Raw genomic sequence first — 15,151 nt, forward strand, 5'->3', positions numbered from 1 at the left:
GACATTGATCCGCATCAATGACCGAGAAGGTTCAAATGGGCTCAGCGTTTTCTGGCTGCGAGGGGAGTTCGAATTCGTGGGCGTTCATGCCCATGATGTCTTGATCGGGTGGGGCTAAATTAGTACTTTACGCATTAGGAATATACTTAGGCTAGAGGTGGTTATACTAAAGGTCGATGACCTTGGCTGCGCCAGGCATCCGGTGTTCGAGTGCCATGATCATCCTCGCCAACCGAGAGATTGCGAACTGTCGTTTCGGCTTTGCAACCGCCGTCCGATCCATGTGTACAGACGATCGTATCGACCCTTCCCTTGAAGGACCGTCGACGAAATCCGTCGCGCGTATCAGGTTCCAATAGACCCACAAAACAATTCTGCCGAAGTGACGCGCGTCCATGAAGGAAACCCGACGTCGCGCAAGGCTATCTGCGATCGATTGCGATCTCATTTTTTCAACGTGGACGGGTGTTTCTCGCTTTCTTTGAGAAAGAAAATCCTGCAAGAGAGGTTCGGTCGATCTTGGGGCCTTGAAAGCAAAGAACGGCACGACAGGCGGGGGAAGACGGTGGCGCTATCTATTAATAAGTGTCATCGCTGGGGCAGGACACAATTATATGAGTATAGCCAAGATTTTTCAGTCATTGATAGGCGTCCGTGAGAATGTACGCAACGCAATCAAGTTTCTTCAGTCGACGCTCGCTACGCCTTCGTTGGTCGGCTTTAGCGGTAGAGTTGGTCTTTCCGAGCATTCTCCTTGTCTGAACGGGAAGGCCTTGGCGGGCCGCGCTTTGCTTCGATTGCTCTTGCTGCCCCTTCTGGTTCTTGCATCCATGTCTGCCATGACCACGCAAGCATTCGCATCTAATCCGACTGTCGCCAGCGTCGCCGTTCCGGCTAACGGCATCTATGCAATCGGTCAAAACCTCGACTTCAGCGTTACATTCAGCAGCGCCGTTACGGTCACAGGGACGCCCCAACTCGGCCTGACGATTGGCTCGCAGTCTCGCAACGCCGACTATTCTTCCGGCAGCGGGGGCACGACACTCACTTTTCGCTACACGATAGCTGAAGGCGATCTGGATGCTAACGGGATTTCCCTTGGGTCACTGCAACTCAACGGAGGGACGATCGACGCCTCGGGCAACGTTGCCAATCTCGTCCTGAACAGTGTGGGGTCGACGGCGGGCGTTCTGGTCGATGGCGTCCGGCCAGTCGTGAATTCCACGACCCCCGTCGTCGGAGCTCAGCCAACGGATACAAGCGTTGTGTTTGCCGTGGCTTTTTCCAAAGCCGTTTCCAATGTAAGCACGGATGATTTCAGCCTCTCGACAACTGGAACTGCCAGCGGAACGATAGCGAGCGTCTCGGGCACGAGCAGCTCTTCGGTCAATGTAAGGGTGAGTGGGATTGCCGGAACTGGCACAATCCGGCTCGATACGAAGAGTGGCACGAACATTGCCGATGGGGCTGGCAACGCGATGCTCGCGGGTTTCACCGGCGGCACCGTGCACACCGTAACGCCAACGATCAGACTGACGCCCGCGAGCCTGCCCAACCCCAAAGTGGGCGTGGCCTACAGCTCGACGTGGTTCACCGCCACCGGCGGCACGGGGCCTTACACATTCGCAGTGACGAATGGGACACTTCCGGCGGGCATGACCCTTTCGGCCGGAGGAGTCCTCAGCGGCACGCCGACGGCGGGTGGCAGCTTCCCTACGATTACGGTGACGGCGACCGACGCGAATGGCGGCACCGGCACGCAGGACTACACCCTCACAGTCGCCGCGCCGACCATCTCGCTCTCACCGACGACCCTTCTAGCGGGTGCCCTCGGCGTTGCCTACCCCACGCAAACAATTGTCGCCACTGGCGGGACCGGGCCTTACACGTTCGAGTATTCGCCCATGCTGCCAAACGGCATGACCTTCAATACCGCGACCGGAGCGGTCGCAGGAACGCCGACCGAGAGCGGCTACTTCCTCTTCACTGTGAAGGTCACGGACAGCTCGACGGGCGCAGCAGGCCCCTATAGTTTCCAAACTCAGGTGAACATCACCATCGCCGCCCCCGCCGTCGTTCTTGTGCCCGCAGACGGAACGACATTGACTGCCGGGGAGGTCGGCGCGGCCTACAGTGACACCTCGATCTCGGCTACGGGCGGCAGCGGGGCGATGTATTATTCCGCCACCAGCCTACCGACTGGGCTGTCAATCAATTCGTCGACCGGCGCCATCACCGGCACGCCGACGGTGGCCGGTACCTTCACCTTTACAGTCTGGGCCGCAGGTATGGCGGGCGGCGCCTCGTCAGCCGATTATGAGATCGTGATCACTCCAGCGCCGCAGTTGTCGATAGCCGATGTCAGCCAGTCGGAGGGCAATGCCGGCACCACGAATTTCAACTTCACCGTATCGCTGGACAAACCGGCCGGCGCGGGCGGAGTGACCTTCGATGTTTCCACGGCGGACGGTACGGCGAGCGCCCCAGGCGATTACGCAGCCAAGTCTTCGACCAGCCAGAGCATTGCCGCCGGCAACAGCAGCGCCACGTTTACCGTGATCGTCAACGGGGATGTGGACCTCGAACCCAACGAAACCTTCTTCGTCAATGTCGCGAATGTTTCCGGTGCTACGGTTCTCGACCACCAGGCTATTGGCACCATTGTCAATGATGACGCGGCGCCCGGTGTCCCGACGATTTCCGTTTCGGCTTCCGACAGCAATCCTGTGCTCGGTTCGTCGGTTACCTTCACCGCCACGCTGGCGGGTGGCGCATCGCCGACCGGGACCGTCATCTTCAAGGACGGCGCCGCCACGCTAGGGACCGGTACGATCACCGGTACCGAGGCGACCTTTGTCACCTCGGCGCTCGCCCTCGGCCCGCACTCCATTACCGCCGAATATGCCGGCGACAGCAACAACACGGCTGCAGCCTCGGTGGCTGTCACGGTCACGGTCGGACAGGTTACCCCGACGATCTCCGTCTCGGCTTCTAACAGCAATCCTGCGCGTGGTGCGCCGGTTACCTTCACCGCGACGCTGGCGGGTGGTGCATCACCCACCGGCACCGTCACTTTCAGGGACGGCGCCGCCACGCTGGGGACCGGTACGATCATCGGTACCAAGGCGACCTTTGTCACCTCGGCGCTCACCCTCGGCCCGCATTCCATTTCCGCCGAATATGCCGGCGATACCAATAATGCGGCTGCAACCTCGGCGGCCGTCACTGTCACGGTTGCGGCTCCAACGTTCGTCTTCTCCCCTGCAGGTGGGGCTTTGCCGGCCGGAAGGGCCGAAACTGCCTATAGCCAGTCGATAACCGCGAGCGCTTCCGGCAGCACGGCCCCGATCAGCTATGCGGTTACTGCGGGAACGCTTCCGTCCGGATTGACGCTCGATCCTGCGACCGGTGCGATAAGCGGAACCACGACCACGGCTGGAAGTTACAGCTTTACGATCACGGCAACCGACAGCGCTGTCCCGCCCAATAGCGCTGCAGAGAGCTACACAGTGGCAGTAAAGCCTGTGGTGACGTTCTCCTTCCTGCCAGCGGGAGGCAGGTTGGCAGAGGCCATGCCAGCCGAGGATTACAGCCAGCAGATTTCCGCGACAGGCGGAACAGGAACGCTGACCTACAGTCTCGCCTCGGGCGAACTGCCGGCGGGCATGGTCCTCAACGCCTCTACTGGCGAACTGACTGGCCCGCTCAATGCAAACGCAGAAGTGAAGCAATACAGCTTTAAAATCGAGGTGCGCGACGGATCAGGTGCGAGCGGAACGGTAAGCTACACGCTCACGGTGAAAGAACGCATCGTCACCGTCACCGACAAAACGATCGACGTTGCGGCCGGCGGAACGCCAGCCAATGTCAATCTGGTGCACGGGTCCACTGGCGGTCCGTTCACCGACGCCAAGTGGACTTTCGTGGAACCGGCTAATGCCGGCACGGCGAGCATCGTCAGAGGAGAATTCGCACAGGCGAGCGGCTCCGCTCCTCTCGGCTGGTATCTGAAGTTTATCCCGGACCCAGCCTTCTCCGGCACGGTACGGGTCGGCTTCACGCTGACGAGCGCACTCGGAGCCTCAGACAGCGGGACCGTGACCTACAAGCTCGGCTACGATCCGGCCAAGGTCGCCGAGACGATTGATGGTCTCGTGCATGGCTTCGTCCGGACGCGGCAGAGCATGATCTCATCGACAATCAAGGTTCCGGGTCTTCTGGATCGCCGACAGGTGAAGAACGCCACCAATCCGGTCACCGCCCGCATGACGCCATCGGAAGAAGGCGTGACCGCCAGCTTCTCGACCAGCCTTATACAAATGGAATCGGCGCGTGACAGCGCGGACGGCGTCGCCGGCGGCTATTCCTCACCGTTCAACATTTGGATAGACGGCACGCTGATGGCGCATAATCGGGAGGAGAACGGCGGAAAATGGGGCAGCTTCGGCATGATCAGCTTGGGAGCTGACTACCTGCTTTCGGAGAAGGCGCTGGTCGGCCTGTCGTTCCACTTCGACCGGATGACCGATCCGACAGACGCCGACGCCGAGCTGACTGGCAACGGCTGGCTGGCTGGTCCCTATGCCTCCTTCGAGATCGGCAAGGGTGTGTTCTGGGATACGAGCCTTCTTTATGGCGGCTCCGCCAACGACATTGACACCGCCTTCTGGGACGGCGGCTTCGATACGACGCGCTGGATGATCGACACCGCGCTCATGGGTGAGTGGCAGCTTGATGAGGTGACGGTCCTGACGCCGGAACTTAGAGCCGTCTACTTCAACGAGGAGGTCGAGGACTATTCGGTAGGCAACGCGGCGGGCGACGAACTCACCATAGATGGTTTCAACGCGGAACAGTTCCGCGTGAGCCTTGGGGCCGAGATCGCCCGATCCTTCACGGTGGAGAACGGATCGACGCTGACACCGAAACTTGGTGTTACTGGCGGTTATTCAGGTCTCGACGGTTCGGGAGCGTTTGGCTCACTTACCGCCGGTCTGACGCTGGAGACCGCCGATCTCTGGATGCTTGAGGCAAGCCTGCTTTTCAACATCGAGGGCGATGGACAGAAATCAGTTGGCGGAAGAGCGACGGCCTCAAAACAGTTCTGAGTGTTTGACCTTCAAAAGCAAAGCCGCCGCGAAGATCACGGCGGCCGTTTTCAACGTGCCATGAAAATTGAAACATGAAGTTGAAGGCGGGCAGGAAACGCATGCTCTCTCAGCCGCATCGATCGGGTCCGCGCGAAACCGGCCGCGGATCGGTTTTGATTTTATCCCGATGTTGATCTTACATTATATGGTGACCATGCTGATGCGCACGGGCGGAACTATGCAAAGCTTTACGGCTCCGGGACGCCGGTCAGATCAGGTCCAGGAATTCGCATTGAGGCGCCGGCGTTTCCGTCGCTGGAGAATGGCCGCCGGTGCGGTGTATGTTCAGGAAAGGCGCCGAGAAATCCATCCAGGGCGCGTATCCCGAAGAGCCGCCTGGCTGAACGTCATTGGCGTAGATGCTCAGCCCAGTGCGAGCTGGGCGGCGGTGGAAAGGATCGGAGGCGGGGCCCATTTTGATTTCGTCAGCGCCGTTCTACGATCTCAGAAGCTCCACGCCACGTGGAGCTTGCCCTCCCAGACATCGAGATCTTTCTGGCCGAAGCTCAAATAGCCGCCCGTTACTTCGATCTGGAGGTTGTCGTTCACCAGCATTCTGAAGCCCGAGCGGAGTGAGAACGACCATGGCGAGGGCCTTGCTTCCGACAAGTCGCCGGTTAGGATCTTTCCGTCGTTGGGTCGTTCGAATTGGTATTCCGCACCGAGTTCGGCGTGGGCGGCAGGAAGTTCCGCTTTCTAAGCAGGAAGCCTGCTCAAGAGATCGCATGGTGTACGGTTTGAATCCCTGCTCCGCGTAAACTCCTGGAGCTACTAGGGAGTTGTCGAAACACTCAATTGTCTCTCGTAGCGCTGGCAATGAAGGCTGCCTTCAGATGCTCGGCAGCGGGCGAAAGGCTGTGATGGCGCCGCTGAAGGAGCGAGACGTCGCGCATGACGATTGGGTCAATGAGATCGATTGTGGTCACCCCGACGGCCGAGGCGAGTTGTCCGGAATTCTCCGGCAGCACCGAAACACCCATCCCGGCAGCGATCATACTGATTGCGGTCGTCGAAAAACGCACCTCGTACTTCGGTCGATAGTTCGGGACGACGCGGATAAGATTGTGCTCGACGATGTTGCGTAGTGGATTGGCGGCGGCAAGCGTAATCAGGGTTTCGTCCTCGAGTTGTGCCCAACGCACCGATTTGCGTTTTGCAAACCGATGATCTTCCCGGCAGACGAGCATCAGCTTGTCGCGCATCAAGGCCGTCGCGGTGATCTCCGGATCCTCCTCGGAGAGTGTGCCGACAGCGATGTCGACCTCGTGGCGCTTGAGCGCCGGGGTGATCTGTTCCTCGGGCATGTCGCGAATATTGACGGAGATCTCCGGGTACATGCGCAGGAAACGCGCAATGATCGGCGGAACGATGGTGGCAGCGAGCACGATCGCTGCGGCGATCGTCACCTGGCCGCGCTTCAGCATAGCGTTGTCGCGCACGTCGCCGACGGCAAGTTCCAAGTCCTTCAGAATCTTTCCTGCTTGCGGCAGAAATTCCTGGCCGACAAGAGTGAGGGAGACCATGCGCGTATGCCGGTCGAACAGACGCACGCCCATCTCCGCTTCCAGGTCGCGGATGAGGATGCTCACCGCAGACTGGGTGAGATGAAGGTTGCGGGCGGCGATGTTGAACTGGCCGAGCTCGGCGACTGCGATGAAGGCCCTGAGTTGCCGCAGGGTTATGTTCATGTACGCGCGGCCTCCTGGTTATCGTGCCTCTATCAAAGCCTGCCAAGGCTCCTCTTGTCTACCCCACAAGTGCCGGCTGTTTCCTTGTTGCCCGCCATCAGCAAGCCGAGTTCATCAAGGCGGTTGCGATCCGGCGGCAGTTCGCCAAGGATCTCGCCATGGAACATCACGAGGATGCGGTCGCAGATTGCAAACAGCTCCTCGAGCTCCGTGGAGATCAGCAGAATGGCGCGGCCGCTGTCGCGCTGCCTCAGCATCTCCTCCATTACAAACTCCATGGCGCCAATATCGATGCCGCGGGTAAGCTGATTGACGAGGATGAAATCGGGATTGCGTGCCAGTTCCCGCGCGACAACGAGTTTTTGCTGGTTCCCGCCGGACAGCGCACCGATCGCCTGGTTTTCGTCCCTGCTCTTCACTCCAAAACGTTTGATCAAATCGCGGGTGTGCTCGCCAATTGCTCGGCGGTTCAGGATGCCGCCCTTCGCGAAGGGTTTTTGGTCGTAGCGTTGGAGGATGCTGTTTTCGCTGAGCGACAGCGGAAGCACGATGCCATGTTTGTGCCGGTCTTCCGGTATGTGGGAAAAGCTCCTGGCATTGATCGCGGCGGGATCAAGCCCGGTTATGTCCTGTCCGTTGAGAGCGACGCGCCCGGTGTCGACGGACAACAGGCCGGATAGCGCGAGCGAGAGTTCCGTCTGGCCATTGCCGGAAACCCCGGCGATGCCGACGATTTCCCCGGCGCGCACATCGAAGCTCACGCCGCGCACGGCCGGAAGGCCAGTCTCAGCGCGGCAGGCAAGGTTTTCCACCGAGAGTACGACCCGGCCTGGGGGCTTAGGGTCGCGCGGAAGCTCCGTGCGAACGTCGCGCCCCACCATCATGCGGGCGAGCTCCCGCGCATTCGTTTCCGCTGACTTGACCGTGTTTACGACGCGCCCGTCGCGCATGACGCTGATGCGATTGCTGACGCGCATCACCTCGTCCAGTTTGTGCGAGATAAAGACGACGGTCTTTCCATCCTTCACGAGATCGCCCATGAGGGAGAGGAGACGGTCGGTCTCCTGCGGGGTAAGAACGGCGGTCGGCTCGTCGAGGATGAGTAGGTCGATGCCATGAAACAGCACCTTCAAGATTTCCACCCGCTGCTGCTCGCCGACTGAGAGATCTTCGACAATTGCATCGGGACGCACGTTGAGGGCGTAGCGCTCGGAAAGTTCGCGGATCTTTCGGTGGACCGTGTCCACGTCGGAGATGACGCTGAGCGCCGAACCTTGGCCGAGGATGTAGTTTTCCGCAACCGTAAGGTTCGGCACCAACATGAAATGCTGATGCACCATGCCGATGCGCTGGCGGATCGCGTGGCGCGGGCTGGCGAAACTCACCAACTGCCCCTTGTAGACGATATCGCCTTCATCTGGCCGGGCCATGCCGCATATCATGATCATCAGCACGCTCTTGCCGGCGCCGTTTTCGCCGAGCAGCGAGTGTACTTCGCCCTCCTCGATTTCGAGCGACACGCCGTCGCTGGCAACGATGGAGCCGAACCGCTTGCGGATGTTGTCGAGGCGTAGGAACGGTCTTGTCGACATGTCGATCACCTCATCTCGTAGGGCTGGCCGAGTTTGCTAGGTGCGGCACCTTTGCCGCGGAAAACGACGAGCGTGATGATCGTCATGATGTAGGGAAGCGCCTGCAGTACCTGATAGGGCACGACGATCGAGGCCTGAGCCTGGAGCATGAGTTGCAGGGCATAAAAGAGGCCGAAGAGCAGCGAGACGAAGAATGCCCCGATCGGCGACCAGCGGGCAAACACCACGACGGCAAGTGCGATGAAGCCGCGGCCGGACGTTATGCCTTCTATAAACTGGTTGGAGTGCCCGAGCGTCAGGAACGCGCCTCCCAGGCCCGCAAGCCCGGTACCGACGAGAACGGCGGCATAGCGATAGCCAAGGACGCTGCGGCCGGCGACGTCGACGGCTTTCGGGTGCTCGCCGACGGCGCGAAGGGTCAGGCCGAAGGAGGTGCGGTAGAGCACGAGGGTGGCAAGGATAGCGACGAGTATCGTCGAATAGACGATGAGGTTCTGCCGGAAAAACGCTTCGCCCAGAAATGGTAGCTCCCTCAGCCAAGGTATATGGACCGGCTGGGCAATCTCGATGCCCTTGCCCGTCGAAACGTAATAGGTGCGGAACAGGAAGGCTGTCAGACCCATGCCGAGCAGGTTGAGTGCCGCTCCCACGACGATCTGGTCCGCCTTGATTGTGATCGTGAAGAAGGCGAAGACGAGCCCGAACAGCATGCCACCGGCAACGCCCGCGAAAAGACCGAGCGGAATGTTGCCGGTGGCCGAGGCCGCAGCGAAGCCGCAGAATGCGCCGACGAGCATCGTGCCTTCAAGGCCGATGTTTAGGACGCCCGCGCGCTCGGAAAAGACCTCGCCAATCGAGGCGAAAATCAAGGGGGTGGCAAGCCTCCAAGCGGCGCCGACGAGCGTCGCGAGGAAGGTGAGAGATATTATGTCGTCCATGGGTTCGACCCTCTAGGAATGTAGCCAAAGATTTTGTTTTCCCGCTACGGCACTTACCGCGCGGGAGTTTCCATGCTTTCAAGCCACGATCCTGAGGATGTCGCGCAGCTTGGCGAAAGCGACGACCGAAAGGATGACGATGCCCTGGATGACCAGCACCAGGACCTGCGGGACCTGCGAGTTGATCTGCAGGACTTCCGAACCGGAGCGAAGCGTCGCGAACAGCCCGCCAGAGAGGATCGCCGCCAACGGATTGTTTCCTGCCAGCAGCGCCACAGCGATGCCTTCGAAGCCATAACCGGGGGAGATGTTCTGATAGAGCCGGCGGGTGACGCCCGCCACTTCGAAGGCGCCGGCAAGCCCGGCCATCGCGCCGCTGATGCAGATGGCGATCATCACGTTTCGTGCGACGTTCATGCCGGCATAGCGGGCGGCATGCGGGTTGAGGCCGACGACGCGCAGGGCAAAGCCGCGACTGCTTCTTCGCAGGAAAATGTAGAGCGCAACGGCCAGAACCACCGCGACAAGGATGCCGATGTGAAGCCGCAGGTCGGTCACCAGGCGCGGCGTCCAGGCTTCACGCACCAGCCTTGCCGATTGCGGATAGGCGGCGCTCGCATCGCGCATCGGGCCGGTGACGAGGTAGCTCGTGAGGATAAGGGCGATGTAGTTGAGCATGATCGTGGTGACGATCTCGCTCGCCTGAAAGCGCACCTTCAGGTAGCCGGCAATCCCGGCCCAGGCGGCACCCGCCAACGCACCGACCAGCATCACGAGCGGTGCGTGCACCCAGACGGAAAGTCCGTCGATGCTCGTGCCGACAAGGGTTGCGGCAATTGCTCCGACATAGAGCTGGCCCTCGGCGCCAATGTTCCAGATCGAACAGCGGAAGGCGACGCAGAGACCTGCGCCGATCAGGATAAGGGGCGTAGCCTTGAGGAGAATTTCTCCGACCGAACGCGTGTCCTGAAACGACCCGAGGACCATCACGGTGACGACGTCGCTGCCGTCGAAGCCGTTGAGCCAGAGGAGGGCTGCGCCGAAAGCTAGTGCAACGAGAACCGCCGCGATGGGTGTAAGGGCGCTGATCGCGCATTGCGAGAGCGTCCGGTAGAAGGCTTGGGTTGCTTGAGAATTCACGGTCTCACGCACTCCCTGGTTTATCTCAGCCATGGGTCGGTCCGGATGTTGGTGTGAGGCGGGAGGGCTGCGGCCGGACGACCTGCCGCAGCATGGAGACGGCTACTCTGCGCCGGTCTTGATCTCGCCAGCGGCGATCTTGTCGCTAATCGCCTTCACCTCGGCGCGGATGTCCTGCGGCACGGTGACCGGGCCGTCGTCGCGGAAGGTAAACGAGATGACCTTGGGATCCTTCAGGCCGAAAACGACGTTTTCCGCCGGCGGGTGGCCTTCCTTGATCGCGCGGACCACCTCGACCACGCCTTGTGCGTAGTCGGCAACGTAGAGCCCCAGAATGTTGTTGGGCGCAACTTCGGTGAAGTCGCTGAAGATCGAGAAGGAGCGCACGTTCGGCCCGGATTCGGCGATGGCCTGATAGCCGCCGACAGTGGCGCCCGAGGCGTTCGGTACGACAAAGTCCGCGCCTTGCGAGATCATGCTCAATGCGGCTTCCTTGGCGGCCATCGTATCGGTGAAGTTGCCGATATAGGCTTCGCTGATCGCAAAGTCCGGATTGATGCTTTTTGCGCCGTTCTTGAAGCCGGTGAAGGCCTGCTGGATCGGCGGGATTTCCATGCCGCCGACGAGCCCGGCCTTGCCGCCCATTTTTGCAGCGATGACGCCCATCAGGTAGAAGGGCTGGCTTGTATCGGTGTTGAGTCCGATGACGTTGCCTTCGTGGATCGCGCTCGACGAAATGAGGAAAAATGTGTCCGGATAGTCGAGTGCGACATCGCGCGCGGCGTCCTGGAATTCAAAGCCGTGGCCGAGAATGACCTTGTAGCCCTGGCTGGCATAGTCACGAAACGCCTTCTCGAAGGAAGCCGGGTTCTGCTGAAGCTCGACATAGCTGATCTTGGCGCCAAGCTGCTCCTCCACGCCTTTAAGCGCGTTGTAACCGATCCGGTTCCATCCTTCTTCGGAGACGCTACCGGGCACCAGAAGGCCCATTTTGAAGTCTTCTGCATGAGCGAGGTCCTGGCGGAGCATTCCGGTCAGGGCCATTCCGAAAGTGGACGCAAGCAGTAAACGACGTGAAATCTCAGTTATCATTTCATTCCTCCCATTAGATTGAAGTCCCAATCCCCCCGGAGCAGCCGTTCCCTTTTATGCGTTCTCCTTCAGGCGGATATTTTCGGTGGCGCTCTGCGAGACCAGGCGCCCGTTCGAGAAGACGAAGGCCCGATCCGGTCCGCCGGCAACCAGCATGTCGGTATCGATGCAGTCGGTGACCACGAAGTCAGCGCGCGCGCCGGGCCTCAGGCCATAGGCCTTTCCAAGGCCCATCAGGCGGGCAGGGGCCGTCGTGATCATGCTGTGCGCAGCGGCGAGCTCGTCTCCGCGCAGGTGGCCGGCCAGTAGCGTCCAGCGGGCGATTTCCAGCATGTCGCCCGAGCCGGTCGGGACGAAGGGGTCCTGGATATTGTCCGAGGCCGTGGCGACGGTGATGCCGGCACGATACAGCTCGGCGACGCGCGTCAACCCGCGCGGCGGCAGGACCTCGTAGTCGCGGCCTTGCAGATAGAGATTTGCAGCAGGCAGCGTCACGACGCCGACATTCAGTTTGTGCAGGCGCTCGGCTATCCGCTGGTATTGCCGACGGGGCAGGGCGCTCAACACAGAGACGTGGCTGAAGACGGTGCGCCCCTGCATTCCGAAGCGCTCCACGCGATCGAGAGCGGCGTCGAGAAGATGCACCCCGGCATCGAGGTGTTCGTCGAGATGCAGGTCGATCGGCTTGCCGGACTTCACTGCCGCGGAAAACAAAATGTCGAGGTAACGCGGCGGATCCTCGGAAACGGCGGGCGTTCCGCCGACGGCATCGGCGAGCGCAACGGCGCCGTCGATATTCTTGCCCAGCCACTCGAAATCCTGGCCGGGATGGGGCGTCATGAAGGCGACCAGTTGAAGCGTGATGCGGTGCTTCTCTGCATCGCGAATGGCGGCCAGCGTCTCTATGCCGTGGAAGCCGGCATCCTTGTCGACGTTGATATGGCTACGGATTGCGGTCGTGCCGCGGGAAAGACATCGCCCGATTGTGCGCGTTGCGCGCTTGCGAATGTCGTCAGGGCCGGCGGTACGGGCATATTTCGCGAACGCTTCGCGGGCGCCCTGGAGCGTGCCTGACGGATTGGGGGTAAAGCGCAGCACCCCCGTTTTGTCGAGATGCTGGTGCGCGTCGACGAAACCCGGCGAAACGAGCATGCCTGTAATATCCACATGGGCGCTGTAGGAACCGGTGTCGAGAAAGGGTTCGACAATGGCGATGCGCCCGTCGGCGCCGACGACAATGTCGCTCACCGATTGCGAGCCGTCGTCATGAATGACGCTTCCGCCCGTGAGAGCAAAGGACTGACCGCCGGTCAGTTTTGCGAGCGACGCCGTTGGATTATCACGTGCCATTCCGTCCCCACCTTCTTGTCATGGCGGAAGATTAAGCACGGGCGATTAATTCAAACAAATTCATTATTTCAATTATTTGATAAAGGAATCGTATTAATTGTTAATGTCGATAATACGTGCGATTACAAGCAGTCGAAGAAAAACGTAAGCTCAATCAAAGTATTGCAACTGCGATGGGCCCAGGTTGAGACCCATCGCCTACGGCAGACGGCCGCCCAAAAATCAGTGACGATACTGTGGTTCCTCGACATCCAGCTGGCGACGAATGGAAGCGAGATGGGCCTGTGCCGACGCGGCATCGCCTTCGCGCATCTGTCGGTAGGCGGCCTGCGCAATTGCCGAGTCGACCGGCAAGACCTCTCTGCCTGTCGACATGGCGAGCACCTGCACTTCGGCCGCTCGCTCGAGGTAATAGAGGTCGTCCCAGGCTTGTGCGATCGTGGGCGCCAGAACCAGAACGCCGTGGTGTTTCAGAAAAACGATATCAGCGTCGCCAGCGGCCGCGGCGATGCGTGCACCCTCTTGATGGTCGAGCGCCAGACCATTGTAGTTTCCGTCGACGGCAGTGCGGCCGTAGAATTTCAGCGCTGTCTGACCGGCCCAGATCAACGGCGCACCCTCGGTCATGGAGAGCGCTGTCGCATGGGGCATGTGCGTGTGGAAGGCGACCTTTGCCCGCGGCAGTCGGCGATGTATCTCCGCATGAATGTAGAAGGCCGTTGCCTCCGGTTCGCCTTCGCCGTCGATGACAGTGCCATTGAAGTCGCACACGAGGAGTTTTGACGCCGTCAGTTCGCGAAAGGCATAGCCGTAGGGGTTGACGATGAAGAGATCGTCGTGGCCAGGCACGACCACCGAAAAATGGTTGCAGATCCCCTCCTCAAAACCGTTGCGGGCTGCCATGCGGAAACAGGCGGCAAGGTCTTCCTTCGCCGTACGGACGGCGTCGGTGGAAAGGTCGGGCCGGTTGTGACGGTCCGCATCGGTGTGGCTTTTCAGAGAATGGGCCATGGGTGCTCCTGGTCTTGGTTGGGCTGGGAGCGGCGGTTGGCCCGAAGGCTACCCGCGCGCAGCGTCGCGCGGCTGCGCCCTGCCTGCCCGCAACGTTGCGGTCCAGCAGCGCCACCAGATAACGCTCGAAGCCTTGCGCGGTCAATTGCAGGCCGGTGGCCCGGGATGCGGATCCGCCGACCCTCCAAGACAAAGGCTCAATGCACGGATTTCAGCAGGAAGTCGCGAAACCGTCGGGCGGCTGGCGAGAGCGAACGTGCGCGCTTCTGGATCAGGCTCACCTCCCGCTTGATGTGCGGCTCAGTCGGCGTCCGCACGACGAGCCCCATCGAAGTCGCGAGGCGCGTGACCGCCGAGGTCATGATCGCGACGCCGAGACCGCCCTCGACCATGCCGATGATTGTCAGCGGCAGCGCCACCTCCTGCATCGTCTTGTCGAAGGGCAGGACGATGCCGTTGCGCGCCAGTTCGTTCTCCAGGCGATCTCGGATCGGATTGCCCCGCTGCGGCCCGATCAGCTTGCGGTCGACAAGATCCGTCCAACGCAGCTCGGTCAGCTTGGCGAGCGGATCGTCCGGGTGAAGGACGACGAGGAATTCGTCGGTCGTAAGCCGGGTGCCCATGAGTTCGCTGTCGTCCTCCGGTACCGTGCCGATGCCGAGATCCACCGAGCTGTTGGCGACCTGTTCCAAGACGGCTTTCTCCGCGACATCGTGCAGGGCGACAGCGATCTCGGGATAGAGCTTGTTGAAGGCGTTGACGAGCTGCGGCAGCATCAGGGCCGCCTGCACGGTTCCGGCCGCGATCGAAACCTTGCCGCGCCGGAGCGCATTCAATTCGCGCGAGCTCTCGACCATGCCTTCAATGTCGGCCACGGCGCGCGATGCGACCGGCAATATGTCCGTGCCCGCCTCCGTGAGGCGCAGAAGTCGCGTGTGACGGTCGAAGAGGCGCAGATTGAGGTTCTGCTCCAGCTGGCGCACAAGCGTGCTGACGGCCGACTGCGACGAGCCGAGTTTGTCGGCCGCCAGGGTGAATTGCCCGAGGTTGGCCACTGTGACGAAGGCCCGAAGTTGCTTCAGCGTGATGTCCATCGCGATCCATTCATTCAATTACTATATGAATAAATCTAATTGTGCCGATTGTTTGCTGATTTGGCCAGCCGCATGATCCGCGGTGTACGGCGTGCG

The 15,151-nt window shown here is 60.7% G+C and carries 9 protein-coding genes; 1 reads left to right on the forward strand and 8 read right to left on the reverse strand.

What is annotated here, in order from left to right; all coding sequences use genetic code 11:
• Positions 1 to 527: 527 nt before the first annotated feature.
• Entirely contained in the window at positions 528 to 5,108 is a 4,581-nt protein-coding gene (locus BLJAPNOD_RS28320; RefSeq protein WP_147294602.1) for a putative Ig domain-containing protein, read from the forward strand.
• Between the two features lie 833 nt (positions 5,109 to 5,941).
• Here the strand turns inward: BLJAPNOD_RS28320 and BLJAPNOD_RS28330 are convergent.
• The 8 genes from BLJAPNOD_RS28330 to BLJAPNOD_RS28365 form a co-directional block, all read right to left on the reverse strand.
• On the reverse strand, positions 5,942 to 6,838 hold the full coding sequence (locus tag BLJAPNOD_RS28330) for a LysR family transcriptional regulator (RefSeq protein ID WP_077504505.1): 897 nt from the start codon (positions 6,836 to 6,838) through the stop codon (positions 5,942 to 5,944).
• A 32-nt stretch (positions 6,839 to 6,870) separates the two neighbouring features.
• Positions 6,871 to 8,430, reverse strand: a complete 1,560-nt coding sequence (locus tag BLJAPNOD_RS28335; protein ID WP_115422323.1) for an ABC transporter ATP-binding protein — start codon at positions 8,428 to 8,430, stop codon at positions 6,871 to 6,873.
• Between the two features lie 5 nt (positions 8,431 to 8,435).
• The gene (locus BLJAPNOD_RS28340; RefSeq protein ID WP_077504504.1) at positions 8,436 to 9,368 is read right to left on the reverse strand and encodes an ABC transporter permease; all 933 of its coding nucleotides are present in this window, start codon (positions 9,366 to 9,368) and stop codon (positions 8,436 to 8,438) included.
• A 78-nt stretch (positions 9,369 to 9,446) separates the two neighbouring features.
• Positions 9,447 to 10,541 carry an ABC transporter permease gene (locus BLJAPNOD_RS28345; RefSeq protein WP_077504503.1) on the reverse strand — a complete coding sequence of 365 codons (1,095 nt, stop codon included), beginning with the start codon at positions 10,539 to 10,541 and terminating at the stop codon, positions 9,447 to 9,449.
• Between the two features lie 69 nt (positions 10,542 to 10,610).
• A complete protein-coding gene (locus BLJAPNOD_RS28350; protein WP_115422277.1) occupies positions 10,611 to 11,552 on the reverse strand; it encodes a BMP family protein in 942 nt (313 codons plus the stop codon).
• 102 nt (positions 11,553 to 11,654) lie between these two features.
• Entirely contained in the window at positions 11,655 to 12,950 is a 1,296-nt protein-coding gene (locus BLJAPNOD_RS28355) for an amidohydrolase family protein (RefSeq protein WP_115422278.1), read from the reverse strand.
• A 222-nt stretch (positions 12,951 to 13,172) separates the two neighbouring features.
• On the reverse strand, positions 13,173 to 13,961 hold the full coding sequence (locus BLJAPNOD_RS28360; protein ID WP_077504500.1) for an aldolase: 789 nt from the start codon (positions 13,959 to 13,961) through the stop codon (positions 13,173 to 13,175).
• A 197-nt stretch (positions 13,962 to 14,158) separates the two neighbouring features.
• Positions 14,159 to 15,055 carry a LysR family transcriptional regulator gene (locus BLJAPNOD_RS28365; protein ID WP_077504499.1) on the reverse strand — a complete coding sequence of 299 codons (897 nt, stop codon included), beginning with the start codon at positions 15,053 to 15,055 and terminating at the stop codon, positions 14,159 to 14,161.
• Positions 15,056 to 15,151: the final 96 nt, after the last annotated feature.

This window comes from Ensifer sp. M14 (assembly GCF_003355565.1).
In the GTDB taxonomy this organism is placed as follows: domain Bacteria; phylum Pseudomonadota; class Alphaproteobacteria; order Rhizobiales; family Rhizobiaceae; genus Ensifer.